Source organism: Pseudomonas sp. SIMBA_067, assembly GCF_046534675.1.
Classification (GTDB): Bacteria; Pseudomonadota; Gammaproteobacteria; order Pseudomonadales; family Pseudomonadaceae; genus Aquipseudomonas; species Aquipseudomonas putida.
In genome coordinates this window covers 206,818-222,831 of the sequence record NZ_JAWRYH010000002.1, presented here as the reverse complement: position 1 = coordinate 222,831, position 16,014 = coordinate 206,818, and the positions used below count along the sequence as shown (strand labels likewise).

11 protein-coding genes are annotated in these 16,014 nt (G+C 62.7%); 6 read left to right on the top strand and 5 right to left on the bottom strand.

From position 1 onward, the window contains the following. Positions 1 to 98 precede the first annotated feature (98 nt). The 3 genes from SB765_RS06275 (at position 99) to SB765_RS06265 (ending at position 3,285) form a co-directional block, all read left to right on the top strand. Positions 99 to 1,517, top strand: a complete 1,419-nt coding sequence (locus SB765_RS06275) for an FAD-dependent oxidoreductase (protein ID WP_341797000.1) — start codon at positions 99 to 101, stop codon at positions 1,515 to 1,517. A gap of 238 nt (positions 1,518 to 1,755) precedes the next feature. Continuing rightward, positions 1,756 to 2,820: a uroporphyrinogen decarboxylase gene (hemE, locus tag SB765_RS06270; protein ID WP_174371093.1), complete on the top strand. Its 1,065-nt coding sequence runs from the start codon at positions 1,756 to 1,758 to the stop codon at positions 2,818 to 2,820. Positions 2,821 to 2,937: 117 nt separating this feature from the next. Further along, positions 2,938 to 3,285 (top strand): YgiW/YdeI family stress tolerance OB fold protein, encoded by a 348-nt coding sequence (locus SB765_RS06265; RefSeq protein ID WP_410931089.1) that lies wholly within the window; start codon positions 2,938 to 2,940, stop codon positions 3,283 to 3,285. Positions 3,286 to 3,401: 116 nt separating this feature from the next. Here the strand turns inward: SB765_RS06265 and SB765_RS06260 are convergent, their stop codons facing one another. Continuing rightward, positions 3,402 to 4,679 (bottom strand): MFS transporter, encoded by a 1,278-nt coding sequence (locus SB765_RS06260; RefSeq protein WP_410911014.1) that lies wholly within the window; start codon positions 4,677 to 4,679, stop codon positions 3,402 to 3,404. Between the two features lie 75 nt (positions 4,680 to 4,754). Here SB765_RS06260 and SB765_RS06255 point away from each other — a divergent pair, with 75 nt between their 5' ends. Continuing rightward, complete coding sequence (locus SB765_RS06255; RefSeq protein ID WP_016502034.1) at positions 4,755 to 5,654, top strand: LysR family transcriptional regulator; 900 nt, start codon at positions 4,755 to 4,757, stop codon at positions 5,652 to 5,654. A gap of 76 nt (positions 5,655 to 5,730) precedes the next feature. Further along, complete coding sequence (locus SB765_RS06250) at positions 5,731 to 6,504, top strand: ParA family protein (protein WP_049274624.1); 774 nt, start codon at positions 5,731 to 5,733, stop codon at positions 6,502 to 6,504. On the opposite strand, the gene trxC is transcribed toward SB765_RS06250, so the two are convergent. The 4 genes from trxC to SB765_RS06230 all read right to left on the bottom strand — a co-directional run bounded on the left by trxC (position 6,501) and on the right by SB765_RS06230 (position 13,664). Then, a complete protein-coding gene (gene trxC / locus SB765_RS06245; RefSeq protein ID WP_341796997.1) occupies positions 6,501 to 6,935 on the bottom strand; it encodes a thioredoxin TrxC in 435 nt (144 codons plus the stop codon). The genes SB765_RS06250 and trxC overlap by 4 nt on opposite strands. Before the next feature lie 136 nt (positions 6,936 to 7,071). After that, positions 7,072 to 8,532 (bottom strand): protein adenylyltransferase SelO, encoded by a 1,461-nt coding sequence (selO, locus tag SB765_RS06240; protein ID WP_410931088.1) that lies wholly within the window; start codon positions 8,530 to 8,532, stop codon positions 7,072 to 7,074. Positions 8,533 to 8,577: 45 nt separating this feature from the next. Next, complete coding sequence (gene mscK / locus SB765_RS06235; RefSeq protein WP_410931087.1) at positions 8,578 to 11,886, bottom strand: mechanosensitive channel MscK; 3,309 nt, start codon at positions 11,884 to 11,886, stop codon at positions 8,578 to 8,580. Between the two features lie 35 nt (positions 11,887 to 11,921). Beyond that, positions 11,922 to 13,664: a potassium/proton antiporter gene (locus SB765_RS06230; protein WP_041167927.1), complete on the bottom strand. Its 1,743-nt coding sequence runs from the start codon at positions 13,662 to 13,664 to the stop codon at positions 11,922 to 11,924. A 179-nt stretch (positions 13,665 to 13,843) separates the two neighbouring features. Here SB765_RS06230 and SB765_RS06225 point away from each other — a divergent pair, with 179 nt between their 5' ends. Then, a complete protein-coding gene (locus SB765_RS06225) occupies positions 13,844 to 15,994 on the top strand; it encodes a dermonecrotic toxin domain-containing protein (RefSeq protein WP_410931086.1) in 2,151 nt (716 codons plus the stop codon). Positions 15,995 to 16,014 lie beyond the last annotated feature (20 nt).

The window sequence follows — 16,014 nt, the reverse complement described above, 5'->3', positions numbered from 1 at the left end:
AGCTGCACGTAAAGGCAGTACGAGGTTTGCCCGGCTTAAGTGATCGTCTTGCGGCTTGCAGCGTGTAGCTTGCAGCTGCTGTAAAGAGGTTTTGAAAAATGGCTGAACGTCTGAATAACGACTTCCAGTTCATCGAAGTGGGCCGCAAGGACCCGAAGAAAAAGCTGCTGCGCCAGCGCAAGAAGGAGTTCGTGGAAATCTACGAACCGTTCAAGCCGCAGCAGTCCGTAGAGCAGGCGCACCGCTGCCTGGGTTGCGGTAACCCGTATTGCGAATGGAAGTGCCCGGTGCACAACTTCATCCCCAACTGGTTGAAGCTGGTGTCCGAAGGCAACATCCTGGCTGCGGCCGAGCTGTCGCACCAGACCAACACCCTGCCGGAAGTGTGTGGCCGCGTGTGCCCGCAAGACCGTCTGTGTGAAGGTGCCTGCACCCTGAACGACGGCTTCGGCGCGGTGACCATTGGTTCGGTGGAGAAATACATCACCGACACCGCCTTCGCCATGGGCTGGCGCCCGGACATGTCCAAGGTCAAGCCAACCGGCAAGCGCGTCGCCATCATCGGTGCCGGCCCGGCTGGCCTGGGCTGCGCCGACGTGCTGGTACGCGCTGGGGTAACCCCGGTGGTCTTCGACAAGAACCCGGAAATCGGCGGCCTGCTGACCTTTGGCATCCCTGAGTTCAAGCTGGAAAAGACCGTGCTCAGCAACCGCCGTGAAGTGTTCACCGGCATGGGCATCGAGTTCCGCCTGAACACCGAGGTGGGCACCGACATCACCATGGAGCAGCTGCTCGCCGAGTACGACGCAGTCTTCATGGGCATGGGTACCTACACCTACATGAAGGGCGGCTTTCCGGGGGAGGACCTGCCGGGCGTGCATGACGCGCTGGACTTCCTGATCGCCAACGTCAACCGCAACCTGGGCTTCGAGAAGTCGCCGGAAGACTTCGTCGACATGCGGGGCAAGAAGGTTGTGGTGCTGGGCGGTGGTGACACCGCAATGGACTGCAACCGCACGTCGATCCGCCAGGGCGCGCAAGCGGTCACCTGCGCCTATCGCCGTGACGAGGCCAACATGCCGGGTTCGCGCAAAGAGGTGAAAAACGCCAAGGAAGAGGGCGTGAAGTTCCTCTACAACCGCCAGCCCATCGCTATCGTCGGTGAGGACAAGGTGGAAGGCGTGAAGGTGGTCGAGACCCGTCTCGGCGAGCCGGATGCCCGTGGCCGCCGCAGCCCTGAGCCGATACCGGGTTCCGAGGAGATCCTGCCGGCCGATGCCGTGGTGATCGCCTTCGGCTTCCGCCCAAGCCCGGCGCCGTGGTTCGAGCAGCATGGCATCCAGCTGGACAGCCAGGGCCGCGTGGTAGCCCCGGAGAAGGGCAAGTTCAAGCACCAGACCAGTAACCCGAAAGTGTTTGCCGGTGGCGACATGGTGCGCGGTTCGGACCTGGTGGTAACCGCCATCTTCGAAGGGCGTACGGCTGCCGAAGGTATCCTGGACTATCTGGAAGTCTGATCCATTGTTGGGGCCGCTTTGCGGCCCATCGCGGCACAAGGCCGCTCCTACAGGAGATATGCGATTCCCTGTAGGAGCGGCCTTGTGCCGCGAATAGGGCTGCAAAGCAGCCCCCAGGGCATTTTTGTATACAAAAACGCTTGATCTGTGGCATCCAATAGACAAAACGCATGGCCATGGCCGTGCCTTTTGCGCTGGCGTCTGAGAAAATGCCCGCACTATTTTTCCGGATGCCGACATGACTGCCCTGAAGAACGACCGTTTCCTGCGTGCACTGCTCAAGCAACCTGTAGACGTCACCCCGGTGTGGATGATGCGCCAGGCCGGGCGCTACCTGCCGGAGTACCGCGCCAGCCGCGCCAAGGCCGGTGACTTCATGAGCCTGTGCATGAACCCGCAGTTTGCCTGCGAGGTCACCCTGCAGCCGCTGGAGCGCTACCCGCTGGACGCGGCGATCCTGTTCTCGGACATCCTCACCATCCCCGATGCCATGGGCCTGGGCCTGTACTTCGAAACCGGCGAAGGCCCGCGTTTCAAGAAGGTCATCAGCACCCCGGCCGACATCGAAGCGTTGCCGATCCCCGACCCGCAGAAAGATCTGGGCTATGTGATGGACGCGGTCAGCACCATCCGCCGTGAGCTCAATGGCCGCGTGCCGTTGATCGGCTTCTCCGGCAGCCCGTGGACCTTGGCCACCTACATGGTCGAAGGTGGCTCGTCGAAGGACTTCCGCAAGACCAAGGCCATGGCCTACGACAACCCGCAAGCCCTGCACCTGCTGCTGGACAAACTGGCCCAGTCGGTCACCAGCTACCTCAACGGCCAGATCCTCGCCGGCGCCCAGGCTGTGCAGATCTTCGACACCTGGGGCGGCAACCTGTCTGCGGCGGCCTATCAGGAATTCTCCCTCGCCTACATGCGCAAGATCGTCAGCGGCCTGATCCGCGAGCACGAAGGACGCAAGGTGCCGGTGATCCTGTTCACCAAGAACGGCGGCCTGTGGCTGGAAAGTATTGCTGAAGCCGGTGCCGACGCACTGGGCCTGGACTGGACTTGCGAAATCGGCGATGCCCGCCGCCGCGTGGGCGACAAAGTAGCCTTGCAAGGCAACATGGACCCGACCGTTCTATACGCCAAGCCGGAAGCCATCCGCCAGGAAGTGGCGCGCATCCTGGCCAGCTACGGCCATGGCACCGGTCATGTGTTCAACCTTGGCCACGGCATTACCCCGGAAGTCGACCCGGAGCATGCTGGCGTGTTTATCAATGCCGTTCACGAGCTGTCGGCGCAGTACCACCAGTGAGTTGAATGCTGAAAACAAAAAGCCCGGCCCTGTGCCGGGCTTTTTGTTGCATTAAGTTTTGATTCAGCGAACGTCGTTAATCTGGTCCCATCGAAACCGAAACAGGACCCGATCCTCATGAAAGCACATTACTTCGCCCTGATCCTCGCCCCTCTGTTCAGCACCGCTGCACTGGCCGCAAGCTATACCGGCCCCGGCGCCCAGTCGGTCACCACCGTGGCAGCTGCCAACGACGCTGCCGATGACACGCCTGTGGTGCTGCAGGGGTATGTGAGCAAGAAGATCAACAACGACGACAAGTACGAGTTCAAGGACAACACCGGCACCATCACCGTTGAAATCGACGACGAAGACCTGCCACCGACGCCCTTCAACGACAAGACCAAGGTGAAGCTGACCGGTGAGGTGGAAAAGCACCTGATGAGCCGGGAAGTGGATGTGGATATTGTCGAGATCATCAACTGATCTGAGGGCCCAATCGCCGGCAAGCCAGCTCCCAAAGGTACTCCACAGGTCATGAGCCTTGTGGGTTCCTGTGGGAGCTGGCTTGCCGGCGTTTGGGCTGCAAAGCAGCCCCATGCTCAGGCTGTCTTGGGTGGTAACTTGCTCAGGTGCAACGCCACCAGCAACGCTACGGCCAACAAGCTGCCAATGAACAGCCCGATCCCGTTCCACCCCCATTGATGCCAGAACACCCCGCCCGCCGTACCCGCCACGCTGGACCCTGCGTAATAGCTGAACAGGTACAGCGACGATGCCTGCCCCTTGGCCTTCAACGCCCGGCGGCCAATCCAGCTGCTGGCCACCGAGTGCGCGCCAAAGAAGCCGAAGGTGAACACCAGCATGCCCACGATCACCATCGCCAGCGGGCTGGCCAGGGTCATCAGCAAGCCACCCGCCATCACCACGATACTGGCCCAGAACACCTTGCGCCGGCCCAGCTTGTCCGCCAGCGCGCCGACTTGTGCCGAGCTGTAGATACCGGACAGGTAGACCACCGACAGCAAGCCCACCAGCGCCTGGTTCATGTGGTAAGGCTCGGCCAGCAAGCGGTAGCCGATGTAGTTGAACAGGGTGACGAAGGCGCCCATCAGCAGGAAGGCTTCAAGGAACAGCCAAGGCAGCCCTGCATCCTTGAAGTGCATGACAAAACCGTCCAGCAGGCTGCGCGGGCTCATCATCTGCGGGCGGAAGTTGCGCGATTCGGGCAGCACCTTCCAGAACACCAGTGCGGCGACCAAGGCCAGGCCACCGATGGTCAGCATGGCCGTGTGCCAGCTGACGAAGTCGATCAGCACACCGGTAATCAGCCGGCCGCTCATGCCGCCAATGGCGTTGCCGCCGATGTACAGGCCCATGGCCAGGCCGATGTGCTGTGGGTGGATTTCTTCGCTCAGGTAGGTCATGGCCACAGCAGCCAGGCCGCTCAGTGACAGGCCAACCAGTGCGCGGGTGGCCAGTACCAGTTCCCAGCTTGGCATCACCGCGCTGGCCAGAGTGGAGAGGGCGGCGCAAACCAGGGCAAAGACCATCACCGGCTTGCGCCCGATGCGGTCAGAAATGGGGCCGGTGATCAACAGGCCGAACGCCAGCATGGCGGTGGACACCGACAGTACCAGGCTGCTCTGGGCCGCGTTGATGGAAAACTCCTTTGACAGCAGCGGCATCATCGGCTGCACGCAGTACAGCAGGGCGAAGGTGGCGAAGCCGCCGCTGAACAGGGCCAGCACGGTCTTCATGAAGGCGGGGGTGCCTTTTTCGATCCACATTTCGTTCAGTAGAGCAGGTTCTGGCTCGGCGGGAAGGGGGGCTACAGCAGTTTTCACGGGCGAGTACCTCTGGCGCAATGAAAAAAGCATATAGCTGGCTAATGATTAGATCCAATATATTGTTCGACCTATTTAAGACTTTTTTCGAATCATTCGGAGCTGATCATGGAGCTGCGTCATCTGCGTTACTTCATCGCCGTGGCCGAAGAACTGCACTTTGGTCGTGCCGCCCAGCAACTGGGTATTTCCCAGCCGCCCCTGAGCCAGCAGATCCAGGCCCTGGAACAGGAACTGGGTGCCAGGCTGTTCGAGCGTACCAACCGTCGGGTGGAACTGAGCGAGGCAGGGCGGCTGTTCCTCGAAGAGGCCCGTCAGGTGCTGGCGCAGGTGGAGAAGGCCGCCGACGTGGCTCGGCGCGCGCAGTTGGGTGAGCTGGGCGAGATGAAGATCGGCTTTACCTCGTCGGCCCCGTTCACCTCGAAGATTCCCAAGGCCATTCATGCCTTCCGCCAGCGCTTCCCGGCGGTGCACCTGAACCTCAAGGAAATGAGCAGCCGCGATGTGGCCGAAGGGGTGTTCGACGAATCCATCGAAGTGGGGCTGATGCGGCCGATGCCGTTGCCGGAAGGGTTGGTGGCCACCGAGTTGTTCCGCGAGCCGCTGGTGGCGGTCATCAACGCATCGCATCCGCTGGCTGAAAGCACTGAGCAAGGGGTGCACATGGCGGCGCTGGCCCACGAGCCGTTCGTATTCTTCCCGCGCAGTTATGGCAGCGGCCTGCATGCCCAGTTGCTCAGCCTGGCGCGGCAGGCAGGCTTCAGCCCGCACTTTGCCCAGGAGGCCGGGGAGGCGATGACCATCATCGGCCTGGTGTCGGCGGGGCTGGGGGTGTCGGTGTTGCCGGCGTCGTTCCAGCGTATGCGCATCGAAGGCGTGGTGTACCGCACGCTGCTGGATGAGGGGGCGATGTCGGCGGTGTGGCTGGTGCAGCGCGAGCGCGGCAATTCGGTGATGGCCAAGGCGTTTGCCGAGCTGTTGACGGGGCAGGTGGTCGGCCAGGGGTAATGCAGGCCAAATGGCGCTGGCCATTGCCGCAGTGCCGCCACATACTCGGGCATTCGTTGAAACACGGAGGTCAATCATGCGGCGCGTGGTGTTCAATCAGAAAGGTGGCGTGGGCAAGTCGAGCATCGCCTGCAACCTGGCGGCGGTCAGTGCCAATGAAGGCTATCGGACCTTGTTGATCGACCTGGATGCCCAGGCCAACTCGACCCAGTACCTCACCGGCCTGACCGGCGAGGACATCCCCATGGGTATCGCCGACTTCTTCAAGCAAAGCCTGTCCAGCGGGCCGTTCAGCAAGAAGAACAAGGTCGATATCTACGAAACCCCGTTCGACAACCTGCACGTGGTCACGGCCACTGCCGAGTTGGCTGACCTGCAGCCCAAGCTTGAGGCCAAGCACAAGATCAACAAGCTGCGTAAGTTGCTCGACGAGCTGGACGAGGACTACGAGCGTATCTACATCGATACCCCGCCGGCGCTTAACTTCTACGCGGTTTCCGCGTTGATCGCCGCTGATCGTGTGCTGATCCCCTTTGACTGCGACAGCTTCTCGCGCCAGGCCCTGTACGGCCTGCTGGCCGAGATCGAAGACCTCAAGGAAGACCATAACGAAGACCTGATGGTCGAAGGCATTGTGGTCAACCAGTTCCAGTCGCGTGCCAGCCTGCCGCAGCAGATGCTCGACGAACTGCTGGCCGAAGGCCTGCCGGTGCTTCCGGTGTACCTGGGCAGCTCGGTGAAGATGCGCGAATCGCACCACGCCAGCCTGCCGCTGATTCACCTGGAGCCGCGGCACAAGCTGACACAGCAGTTTGTCGAGTTGCATTCGTTGCTCGAAGAGAACGCTTAAACCCCTTGGCTACGCACCCACTCCAGCAACGACTGGAGTGGAAACGCCCCGGCCTGGCGGCTGATTTCGCGCCCGTTCTTGAACAGCAGCAGGCTGGGGATCGAGCGGATGCCCAGTTGCCCGGCGAGGTTGCGGTTGGCTTCGCTGTCGAGCTTGGCCAGGCGGCAGCGGCCGGCAAGTTGGCGGGCAGCCTGTTCGAAGGTGGGGGCGAAGGATTTGCACGGGCCGCACCAGTCGGCCCAGATGTCGACCAGCAGCGGCAGGTCGCCTTTGATCTGGCTGGCGTAGCTGGTTTCGGTGAGCTCGAAGGGGGTGCTCAACAGCACCTCCTGTTTGCAGCGGCCGCATTTCGGGGCATCGCCCAGGCGCTCGGCGGGCAGGCGGTTGAGGCCGTTGCAGTGGGGGCAGGGGATTACCAGTGGGTCGGACATATCAATTCCTTGTGTTGTTTGTTCGGGCCCTATCGCCGGAAAGCCAGCTCCCACAGGGGGACCGCTTGCCTCAAGTCTGGCACTTTACCTGTGGGCGCTGGCTTGCCGGCGATAGGGCCGGTAGAGCAATCATCAATCAGGAAGAGCAGCTGATTTCCAGGTGCTTGCCCCATTCCGGCGGCCGCTCGGCGTAGGCCTGCATCCCGGGCTGTTCCTCGAAGGGTCTGGTCAGTACCTGGTGCAATCGCCGCACTTCACTGTAGTCCCCCGCTTCAGCCGCTTCGATGGCTTTTTGCGCCAGGTAGTTGCGCAGCACATACAGCGGGTTCACCGCATGCATCCGTTCACGGCGGCCTTCGGCATTGCCGGGTTCACGTTCACAGCGGGCCAGGTAATCTGCACCCCAGGCATCGAAGCCGGCCAGGTCGATGAAGTCGTCGCGCACCACTTTCAGCGCATCGGCCACCGGCTGCTCACCGAGTTTTCGGAAGAACAGGTTGTAGTCCACGCCGCCACGCTGCATGCACTGCAGCAGGCGTTCGACCAGCGCCATGTCGTCGTCATCGGCAGTGGTCAGGCCCAGACGCCGGCGCATCAGGTCCAGATAATGGGCCTGGTACAGCGGCAGGAACAGCCCCAACGCTTCCTTCAACGGCTCAACTTCGATCACGGTGGTCAGGGCCTGGGCCAGCGCGCTGAGGTTCCAGTGGGCGACGGGAACCTGGTTGGCGTAGCTGTAGCGGCCACGGTCGTCGGAGTGGTTGCAGATGAAGTTGGCGTCGAAGTCGTCGAGGAAGGCGTACGGGCCGAAGTCGAAGGTGATGCCCAGGATCGACATGTTGTCGGTGTTCATCACCCCGTGGCAGAAGCCATAGGCCTGCCAGCGGGCAATCAGTTCGGCGTTGCGCTCGACGATGGTGTGAAACATGGCCAGGTACGGTTGTTCGGCGTCACGGCATTCGGGGTAGTGTTGCTCCAGTACATGGTCGATCAGCACGCGCTGCTGCTCGGGCTGCTTGGTGTAGTAGAAATACTCGAAATGGCCGAAACGCACATGGCTCTGCGCCAGGCGCGTGAGCATGGCGGCGCTTTCGCGGGTTTCACGCCACACCGCGGTGCTGGAGCCGATCACGCACAGCGCCCGGCTGCTTGGGATGCCCAGTGCGTGCAAGGCTTCCGAGGCAAGGAATTCGCGTATCGACGAGCGCAGCACGGCGCGGCCATCGCCCATGCGTGAGTAAGGGGTCTGGCCGGCGCCCTTGAGGTGCAGGTCCCAGTGCTCGCCTTTGTCGTTGAGTACTTCGGCCAGCAGCAGGCCGCGGCCATCGCCCAACCGTGGGTTGTACGAGCCGAACTGGTGGCCGGAATAGACCATCGCCCGTGGGTCGGCTTCTTCCCACAGCTTGTGGCCGCTGAACAGCTCGGCGAACACCGGCTGGTCGGCCTGGGCGGGGTCGAGCTCAAGCAAGGCCATGGCGGACTCGCTGGCTACCACCAGGCGTGGGTCTGCAATGGGCTCGGGCAGCACCTGGGTGGAGAACGCATCGCCCAGGCGGGCGAAGCGGTTGTCGAAGGTGAGTTGGTCGAGGGCTTTCACGGGCTGCTCCTGAGATTCAGCACAGAATAAAGCATTCGAGCCCACTCAGGCCTGTGCAGTGCCATCCGGTTTAGGTTGCTCCAGCGGAATCAGCTGCTGCTTGCCGCCCTTCTGGTCCATCAGGAACACCTCGACCTGGCGTACCGAGATCTTGATGTTGTGGGCCTTGAACTCGCGGTTGATGTAGCGGTTGATCTCGTCCAGCGTCGGGTTGCGGTCGCCCAGGTCGCGCACGTGCATGCGCAACTCGTGGTCCAGCGAGCTTTCACCAAAGTTGAGGAAGTACACGATCGGTTCCGGGTCCTTGAGCACGCGCGGGTTTTCGTGTGCGCCCTTGAGCAGCAGGTCGCGTACAAGGTCCAGGTCCGAGCCGTAGTCGATGCCCAGCTTCAGCGTTACCCGGGTGACCGTGTCGGTCAGCGACCAGTTGATCAGTTGGCCGGTGATGAAGGTCTTGTTGGGGACGATGATGTCCTTGCGGTCGAAGTCGGTGATGGTGGTGGCGCGGATGCGGATCTTGCTCACCGTGCCCGACAGGTTGCCGATGGTGATGGTGTCGCCAATGCGTACCGGGCGCTCGAACAGGATCATGATGCCGGAGATGAAGTTGGCGAAGATTTCCTGCATGCCGAAGCCCAGGCCCACCGACAACGCGGCCACCAGCCATTGCAGCTTGTCCCAGCTCACCCCCAGGGTCGACAGGGTGCTGACGATACCGATGCCGACAATGGTGTACGACAGCAGCGTGGTGGTGGCATAGGCGCTGCCCTGGGCCAGGTTCAGGCGTGACAGCACCAGCACTTCCAGCAGGCCCGGCAAGTTACCGGCCAGGGCGAAGGTGATGCCGACGATCACCAGCGCACCCAGCAGGTCGCCAAGGCTTATCGGCACCATGCTGGCGGCGGCGCCGGTGCCGCTGGTGTATTCGTACAGGACGAAGTTGTTGAGGTAGGCGAACACCGAGATCAGGTCTGCCCACACCCAGTACAGGCCGGCGATGAAGCCGCCGAGCAGGGCCAGGCGGATCAGGCGCAGCGACTGCTGGTTGACCTGCTCGATGTCCAGCGTCGGCTCTTCGGTGATGACTTCGCCATCCAGCCCTTCCTTGGCCGCTGCCCGTTTGCTGAGCGCGCGCTGGTAAGCCAGGCGCCGTGCCGCCACCGACAGCCCGCGCACGAACGCCGCCTCGATCACCAGCCAGAACAGCAGCAGGTACAGGGTGTAGATCAGTCGGTCGGTGAGCTTCAAGGCGGTGTAGTAGTAGCCGAAACACACGGCGACGAACAGGGCGATGGGCAGTGCGGTGAACGCTACGCCCACGGCCCTGCGGAACAGCGAGGTGTCGCGGTGCGCGGGGCTGCTGAGCAGCAGGCGGCTGAGCAGCCAGGCCATCAGTGCGTAGCAGGTCAGCACCACGCCGATACCCAGCACATCGTCGGCCAGCGCCGAAGGCTGGTGCTCGGCCACCGCCACCACGCCCACCAGCGCCAGCACCACGGTGCCCAGGCGGCGTACCCAGCCACGCAGGAACTCGACCTGCGGCTTGTGCCAGCGGAAGTGGATTTCGGCCACGCCACCGGGGGCCAGGATGCGGTAGGCGGTGTAGAACACCAGCCAGGCCTGGGCCAGTTGCCAGAGGGCGGCGCCGAGGTTGGCGTTTTGCCCGCGGGCGTCGATCTGCAGGGCGTAGCTGCACAGCGCCAGGCCAAGGCTGACCGGCATCGCCAGGAGGATGTTGATAAGGATCGCCTGGGGCGTGTGCCACTGGCTGTCACGGCGGAAGTGGCCGATGTCCTGGTGCACCTTGCCCAGCCGTTGGTACAGGTACTTGCGCCGCCACAACAGGGCGCCGATTACCAGCAACAGCGGCAGGAACAGCAGCGGGCGCTGGCTCAGGCCGTCGGCCAGCTCTTTCAGGCCCGAACCCCACGGCAGGTTGGCGACCTGGTCGGCCAGGCGCTGGGGTACATAGCTCAGCCAGTCCCAGTCCAGCGGCTTGTTGCTGGGGATCCAGAACATCTGTTCGTCGAGGGTGGTGCGCAGGCTCTGCGCGGTGCCCAGCAGCTGCTTCTGGTTGAGTTGCAGGGTGATCGACTCGTTGAGCAGTGCCGACAGTTCGCGGTTCAGGCGCTCGAGCAGATCGCTGCGGGTGATCGCCACCTCCAGCAGGGCTTTGCGCAAGGCCGGGGTGACGTCTGCCTGCGGCTGGGTGGCCAGCAGTTTGTCGACGTAGGTGACCGGGCTGCTCATTTGTTCGCGTTGCTGGTTGATCTCGAACTGGTACAGGCGGATATCGGCGATCTGATCGGCCAGGTCACGGTCGAGCTTGAGGTGCGGTAGCGCCTGCTTCTGTTTGTAGAGGATCTTCGACAGCAACAGGCTGCCCTTGAGTACGCTGATCTGCTCGTCCAGCGCCTGATCGGCCTGGGTCAGGCTGTCGAGTTGCTGCTTGGTGCGCAAGTTCTGTTGGGTCAGCTCGTTGAGGCGGTCGGTGCTTTTGAGCAGGTAGTCGGAAAGCTTGAGGTTGGCCGCGCTCTCGCTGGCCAGCAGGCTGCTGCCGCCGGCTTTCTGGGCCTCGATTGATTGCTGGGTGACCGCCTCTTGCGACTGGGCCAGCCGTTTATCGTTGATCAGCGTCTGCAGGTCCTGGATTTCCTGCTCCAGGCGCGCGGCACGCTCGATCAGCAGGTCGTGGCGGGCGTTGCCCAGGTCTTGCAGCAGGCTGTTGCCAGCCAGTTCCTGGCGGCGCAGCAGGGTAAGCGCGTTGAGCGAGGCCAGTTCGGCGTTCAGCTGGTTGCGCTGGTCGGCGTTGATCGATTTGCCGCCATCCTTGCCGGTTTTGAGGATGCTGTTGATCTGCTGGGTACGGGCCTGGCTGTTGCTGATTTCGGCCTGGGCGCGTTCCGGGCGGGTTTGCGAGTTGATGATCAGGCTGTTGGCTTCGGACAGCGCTTTCTGCAGCTCGCCCTGCAGGGTGTTGCGTTCGCTGAGCATTTGCTCGAGCTGTGGCACGCTGAGGGCGGCGTAGCGTTGAGCGACAGGCTGCGCCTTGCTTTCCTTGAGCCTGGCGAGCTCCTTCTGGCTGTCACTGGTTTCCTTGGGGGCACTGGTCAGCTGCTGCTTGAGCGCGGCGAGCTTCCTTTCGTTGTCTTCCTTGCTGGCAAGCAGGCTCAATGTCTGTTCGAGCACTTGCTGCAGGGCCTTCTGGTCAGCCTCGGGCAGTTTGCGCTCGGCGATCTTGTCGAGGCTGTTCTGGATGCTGGCGGTGGTCGGGGCCTCTGCCGCGGTGGCCGCAAAGGAAAGGGACAGGCACAGCCCGAGCAGGGCTGTGCGAAGGTACACGCGCAGGGACATAGGCAGACTACTTGTGGATCCGGCTGAAACGAAGTTTAGAGGAACAATCCTGGTCCGGGTCGCGTTCCTTCGGGGAATCTGACGCCTACTTTCTGGATCTTGTTCCCGTCCATGGTTGCCACGGTCCAGATCGTGCCATGCCAATCGACCTGGTCACCTACTACTGGAGCGCCTCCGACCTTCTGTCGGATGAACTGCGCCAGCGGCATTTTCGCGTCCAGGCCATCGAGTTTCAGGCCGTAAAGCGCTGCCACGGCACCCAGTTCGGCATCGCCTTCGAGCACGAAGTCGCCAAAGAACCGCAGGTCCAGGCCACGCTGTGGCGCCTGGCTGAACAGCTTGCCCAGGGCCGGCAGGTTGTGCTCGTGGCCGATCACGCAGAGCATGTCGCCTACTTCCAGCACGGTACTGCCTGATGGGTGCAGCAGTTGCTCGCCACGGAACAGGGCGGCAATCCGCGTGCCTTCGGGCATCTTCAGCTCGCGCAGGGCGGCACCGATGCACCATTTTTCGGCGCCCAGGCGGTAGACGAACATTTCCCACTCGCTGGTGATGTGCACTTCCAGGGCTGAGCGGGAGATCGGTGCCGGGTCTGGCGGCACGGTCACTTTCAGCAGTTTGGCCATCCACGGCAGGCTGGTGCCTTGCACCAACAGCGACACCAGCACGATGAAGAACGCCAGGTTGAAGAACAGCTGGGCGTCTGGCAGGCCGGCCATCAGCGGGAACACCGCCAGAATGATCGGTACCGCGCCGCGCAGGCCTACCCAGGAGATAAAGCCCTTTTCGCGGCCATGGAAGGCCTTGAACGGCAGCAGTGCAGCGACCACCGACAGCGGCCGCGCCACCAGAATCATCCACAATGCCAGGCCTAGCGCCGGCAAGGCGATGGGCAGCAGGTCGTGGGGCGTGACCAGCAGCCCCAGCACCAGGAACATGCCGATCTGGGCCAGCCACGCCATGCCGTCGAGCATGTGCAGGATACCGTGGCGGCTGCGGATAGGCTTGTTGCCCAGCACCAGGCCGCACAGGTACACGGCGAGGAAGCCGCTACCGTGCAGGGCGTTGGTCAGCGAAAACACCACCAGCCCGCCGGCTACCACCAGGATCGGGTACAGGCCACCGGCCAGGTTGATGCGGTTGACCAGCTGCAGCATCACCCAGCCGCCACCCAGGCCCAGCAGCCCGCCAATGCCGAACTCGCGCAACAGGTGGCCCAGCAAGCTCCAGTGCAGGCCGGTCTGGCCGCTGGCGATCATGTCGATCAGGGTGACCGTGAGGAAAACCGCCATCGGGTCATTGCTGCCCGACTCGATCTCCAGGGTGGCGGTAACCCGCTCGTTCAGGCCTTTGCCGCCCAGCAGCGAGAACACCGCAGCGGCGTCGGTTGAGCCGACGATGGCGCCGATCAGCAGGCCCTGGATCAGGCTCAGGTTGAATAGCCAGGCGGCGACCAGGCCGGTGAGGGCGGTGGTGATCATTACCCCGACCGTGGCCAGCGACAGCGCTGGCCACAGCGCCACGCGGAAGCTTGCTACCCGCGTGCGCAAGCCACCGTCGAGCAGGATCACGGCCAGTGCCAGGTTGCCCACCAGGTAGGCGGTCGGGTAGTTGTTGAAGATGATGCCGCCACCATCGACACCGGCGACCATGCCGACGGCGAGGATGATGACCAGAATGGGGATGCCCAGCCGCGACGACAGCGAACTGACCAGGATACTTGCACCCACCAGCAATGCGCCGATCAAGAACAGGCTGTTGATGGTGCTTGCATCCAAAGGCAGGTACTCCGAGACAGCGGCGGGAAGGGACGTGGTAGCGCGTTTTTCAGCAAAAGCTAGCAGGTCGCGTGCCAATCGATTCTAACCCGAGGCCAGCGCAGGCTGTAAAGCGATACCGCATCGTCGCTGCAGCTTGCGGCTGCAATGGTGCGCCCACTATGAGGCAGCCGCGTAACATGAACGTCAAAGCACCCATTTCTCTCGCCCAGGTGGCCCAGCGCCTGCTCGGGCAATTTCCTGATTTGCACAACTTGGCGCGCCAGGCGGCGGGCCATGTGCTTCGCCGCCAGCTAGGTTACTGGCTGGATCCGGACGGGCTTTACTGGCACGAGTTCCAGTCGGCGGCCAGCAGTTCGTCGAGCTTCACTGGCTGGTGCCACAACGGGCCGCCACTGCGGTCCTTGAGCCTGACCGAGCTGGTCATCCAGCGATTCAGCCCGCAGCAGCAGGCCAGTGCTGACGAGCTGAGTATTTACGGTGGCTTCTACCGGGTCGATGCCAGCCACAGGGTCTATGACGAGCGCAACGAGGTGCGGCTCGACCCACAGGAGGTCTTGGCGGCGTTCTGGCGGTTGGATTTCGCGGGGCGCTACACCGAGGCACTGCGCCAGTTTCGCTCGCGCCATGGCGAAGACTATTGTGTCTTGGCCCGCGCCCGCTTCCTTGCCGCTGTGGGCCGATCTACGTTGAGCGAACCTGAGCGCCAGGAGCTGGTAGTGGCAACGGTCGCTGTACCCGGTTTGCCGAGTACCGTGCAAGGCTTGCGACAGGACCAGCAAGCGAATGCCCAACATGGATGGAGCGCACTGGCCATCGGCGATATCAGCGCCAGGATGCTGTTCCTGCATAAGCTGAAGACTGGCAGGTTGTGCCTCTATCTTGCCGATGCACAGGATGTCGTGCAGGTATTCGACGATCGCCACGCGTTTCAGGAATGGATGGCTGACCAGGCAGCCACGGATGCGGGGCGAGAGCGGCTGGTCAGGTTGTTCGTCGGGGACGGGGTACTGGCGCAGTCGTTGCGCCCGCGTTTACGCAATTACTTCAAGTTGCTCGCGCAGTCGCGGGGCGACACCATGCTTTCCGGGTCGGCCATTGCAGGGGACCTTTTCGTCCATCTGCGCGATGCGGTCATGGATGATCTGGCCAGCGATGCTCATGAGCGGCTGACCACCAACGCCCAACTGCGCAAGGCCGATTGGCTGGCGGGCTTGCAAGCAGCGAGTTTTATAATCGCGCCGATGACGCCGCTTGGCTGGCCAGTGATATTGGCATCGCTCGGTCTGGGCACCGCAAGTCTGGCTCTGCACCTGGACCGAGCAATCAATGGCAAGCAGGCCTGGCGCACAGCAGCATGGTGGTCAGTACTGACGGATATTCTGTTCATTCTGCTTGATATAGCCATGATGCGTGCCAGCGAGCTGTTCACCGATGGCCACGTCCCCCCGCGTGTGGCAGGTCAGGCGCAAGCCTCTGCCGCCAAGGTCGACTGGGGGACTTACATGGCCCCGGCGGCAGACGAAATGCTGGCTACGTCGGATAAGGCGCTGGCGCGGCAGAAAGCCCTGTTGGGCGCGGTGCCGTGCGCTGATCTCGATGCCGTGGGGGCCAATGGCGAGTATCTGGATGCATTCAGTGAGCCGTACCCCGTCTATCGCGATGAGCAGGGCTTTGGTTCGCCCGCCATTGCCGAGTACACCAGCTCGCCGGAGCGCTACAACAACCTGTGGCGGGGCATGCCGCTAGAGGGCAGTCGCGCCGAAAATATCCAGCGCAGCCACGACCTTGCCCGCGCACTGGGGCAAATTGGCGTCAGTAATCAGGTGAGGCTGTACCGGGCGGCTTCCAGCCTGCGGGGCGGGGGGGTTCAGGTATCCGGTGAGGGTGCCATTGAAGTGGGTGATGTGCTGGTGACCACCGACTTCACGTCATTCACGGAAAACCCCTATGCCCTCTGGGAGGTTTTCAACGACCCTCAGACCCAGGTCAGTGGCCGGAGTGCTTTTGATGAAAATGCGTTGGTGTATGTATTGGAACCGGGCGAGGACATGCAGGCGACGCCGATCGGGCCCTTTTCAAGGCGGCCAGATGAGGCAGAGTCTTTGATGATGCCCGGGCGCTACCTGCAAGTGGAAAAGGTGACGGCTGTTCAAGGGCACAACTATCGCTTTACGGAGGTGTGCCTGAAGGCACTGGCGCAGGCGCCAAGCGGGAATACCGTGCGTGAGATGCGCACCGGAATGTTGTTCGACCGCCAGGCACTGGCTGTGCGACTGGGCAGTGGGGATGACTCGTTGATGCGCACCTTCTTTGCGGTGCCCACCTGAGCAAAAGTGAAAGGGGCCGC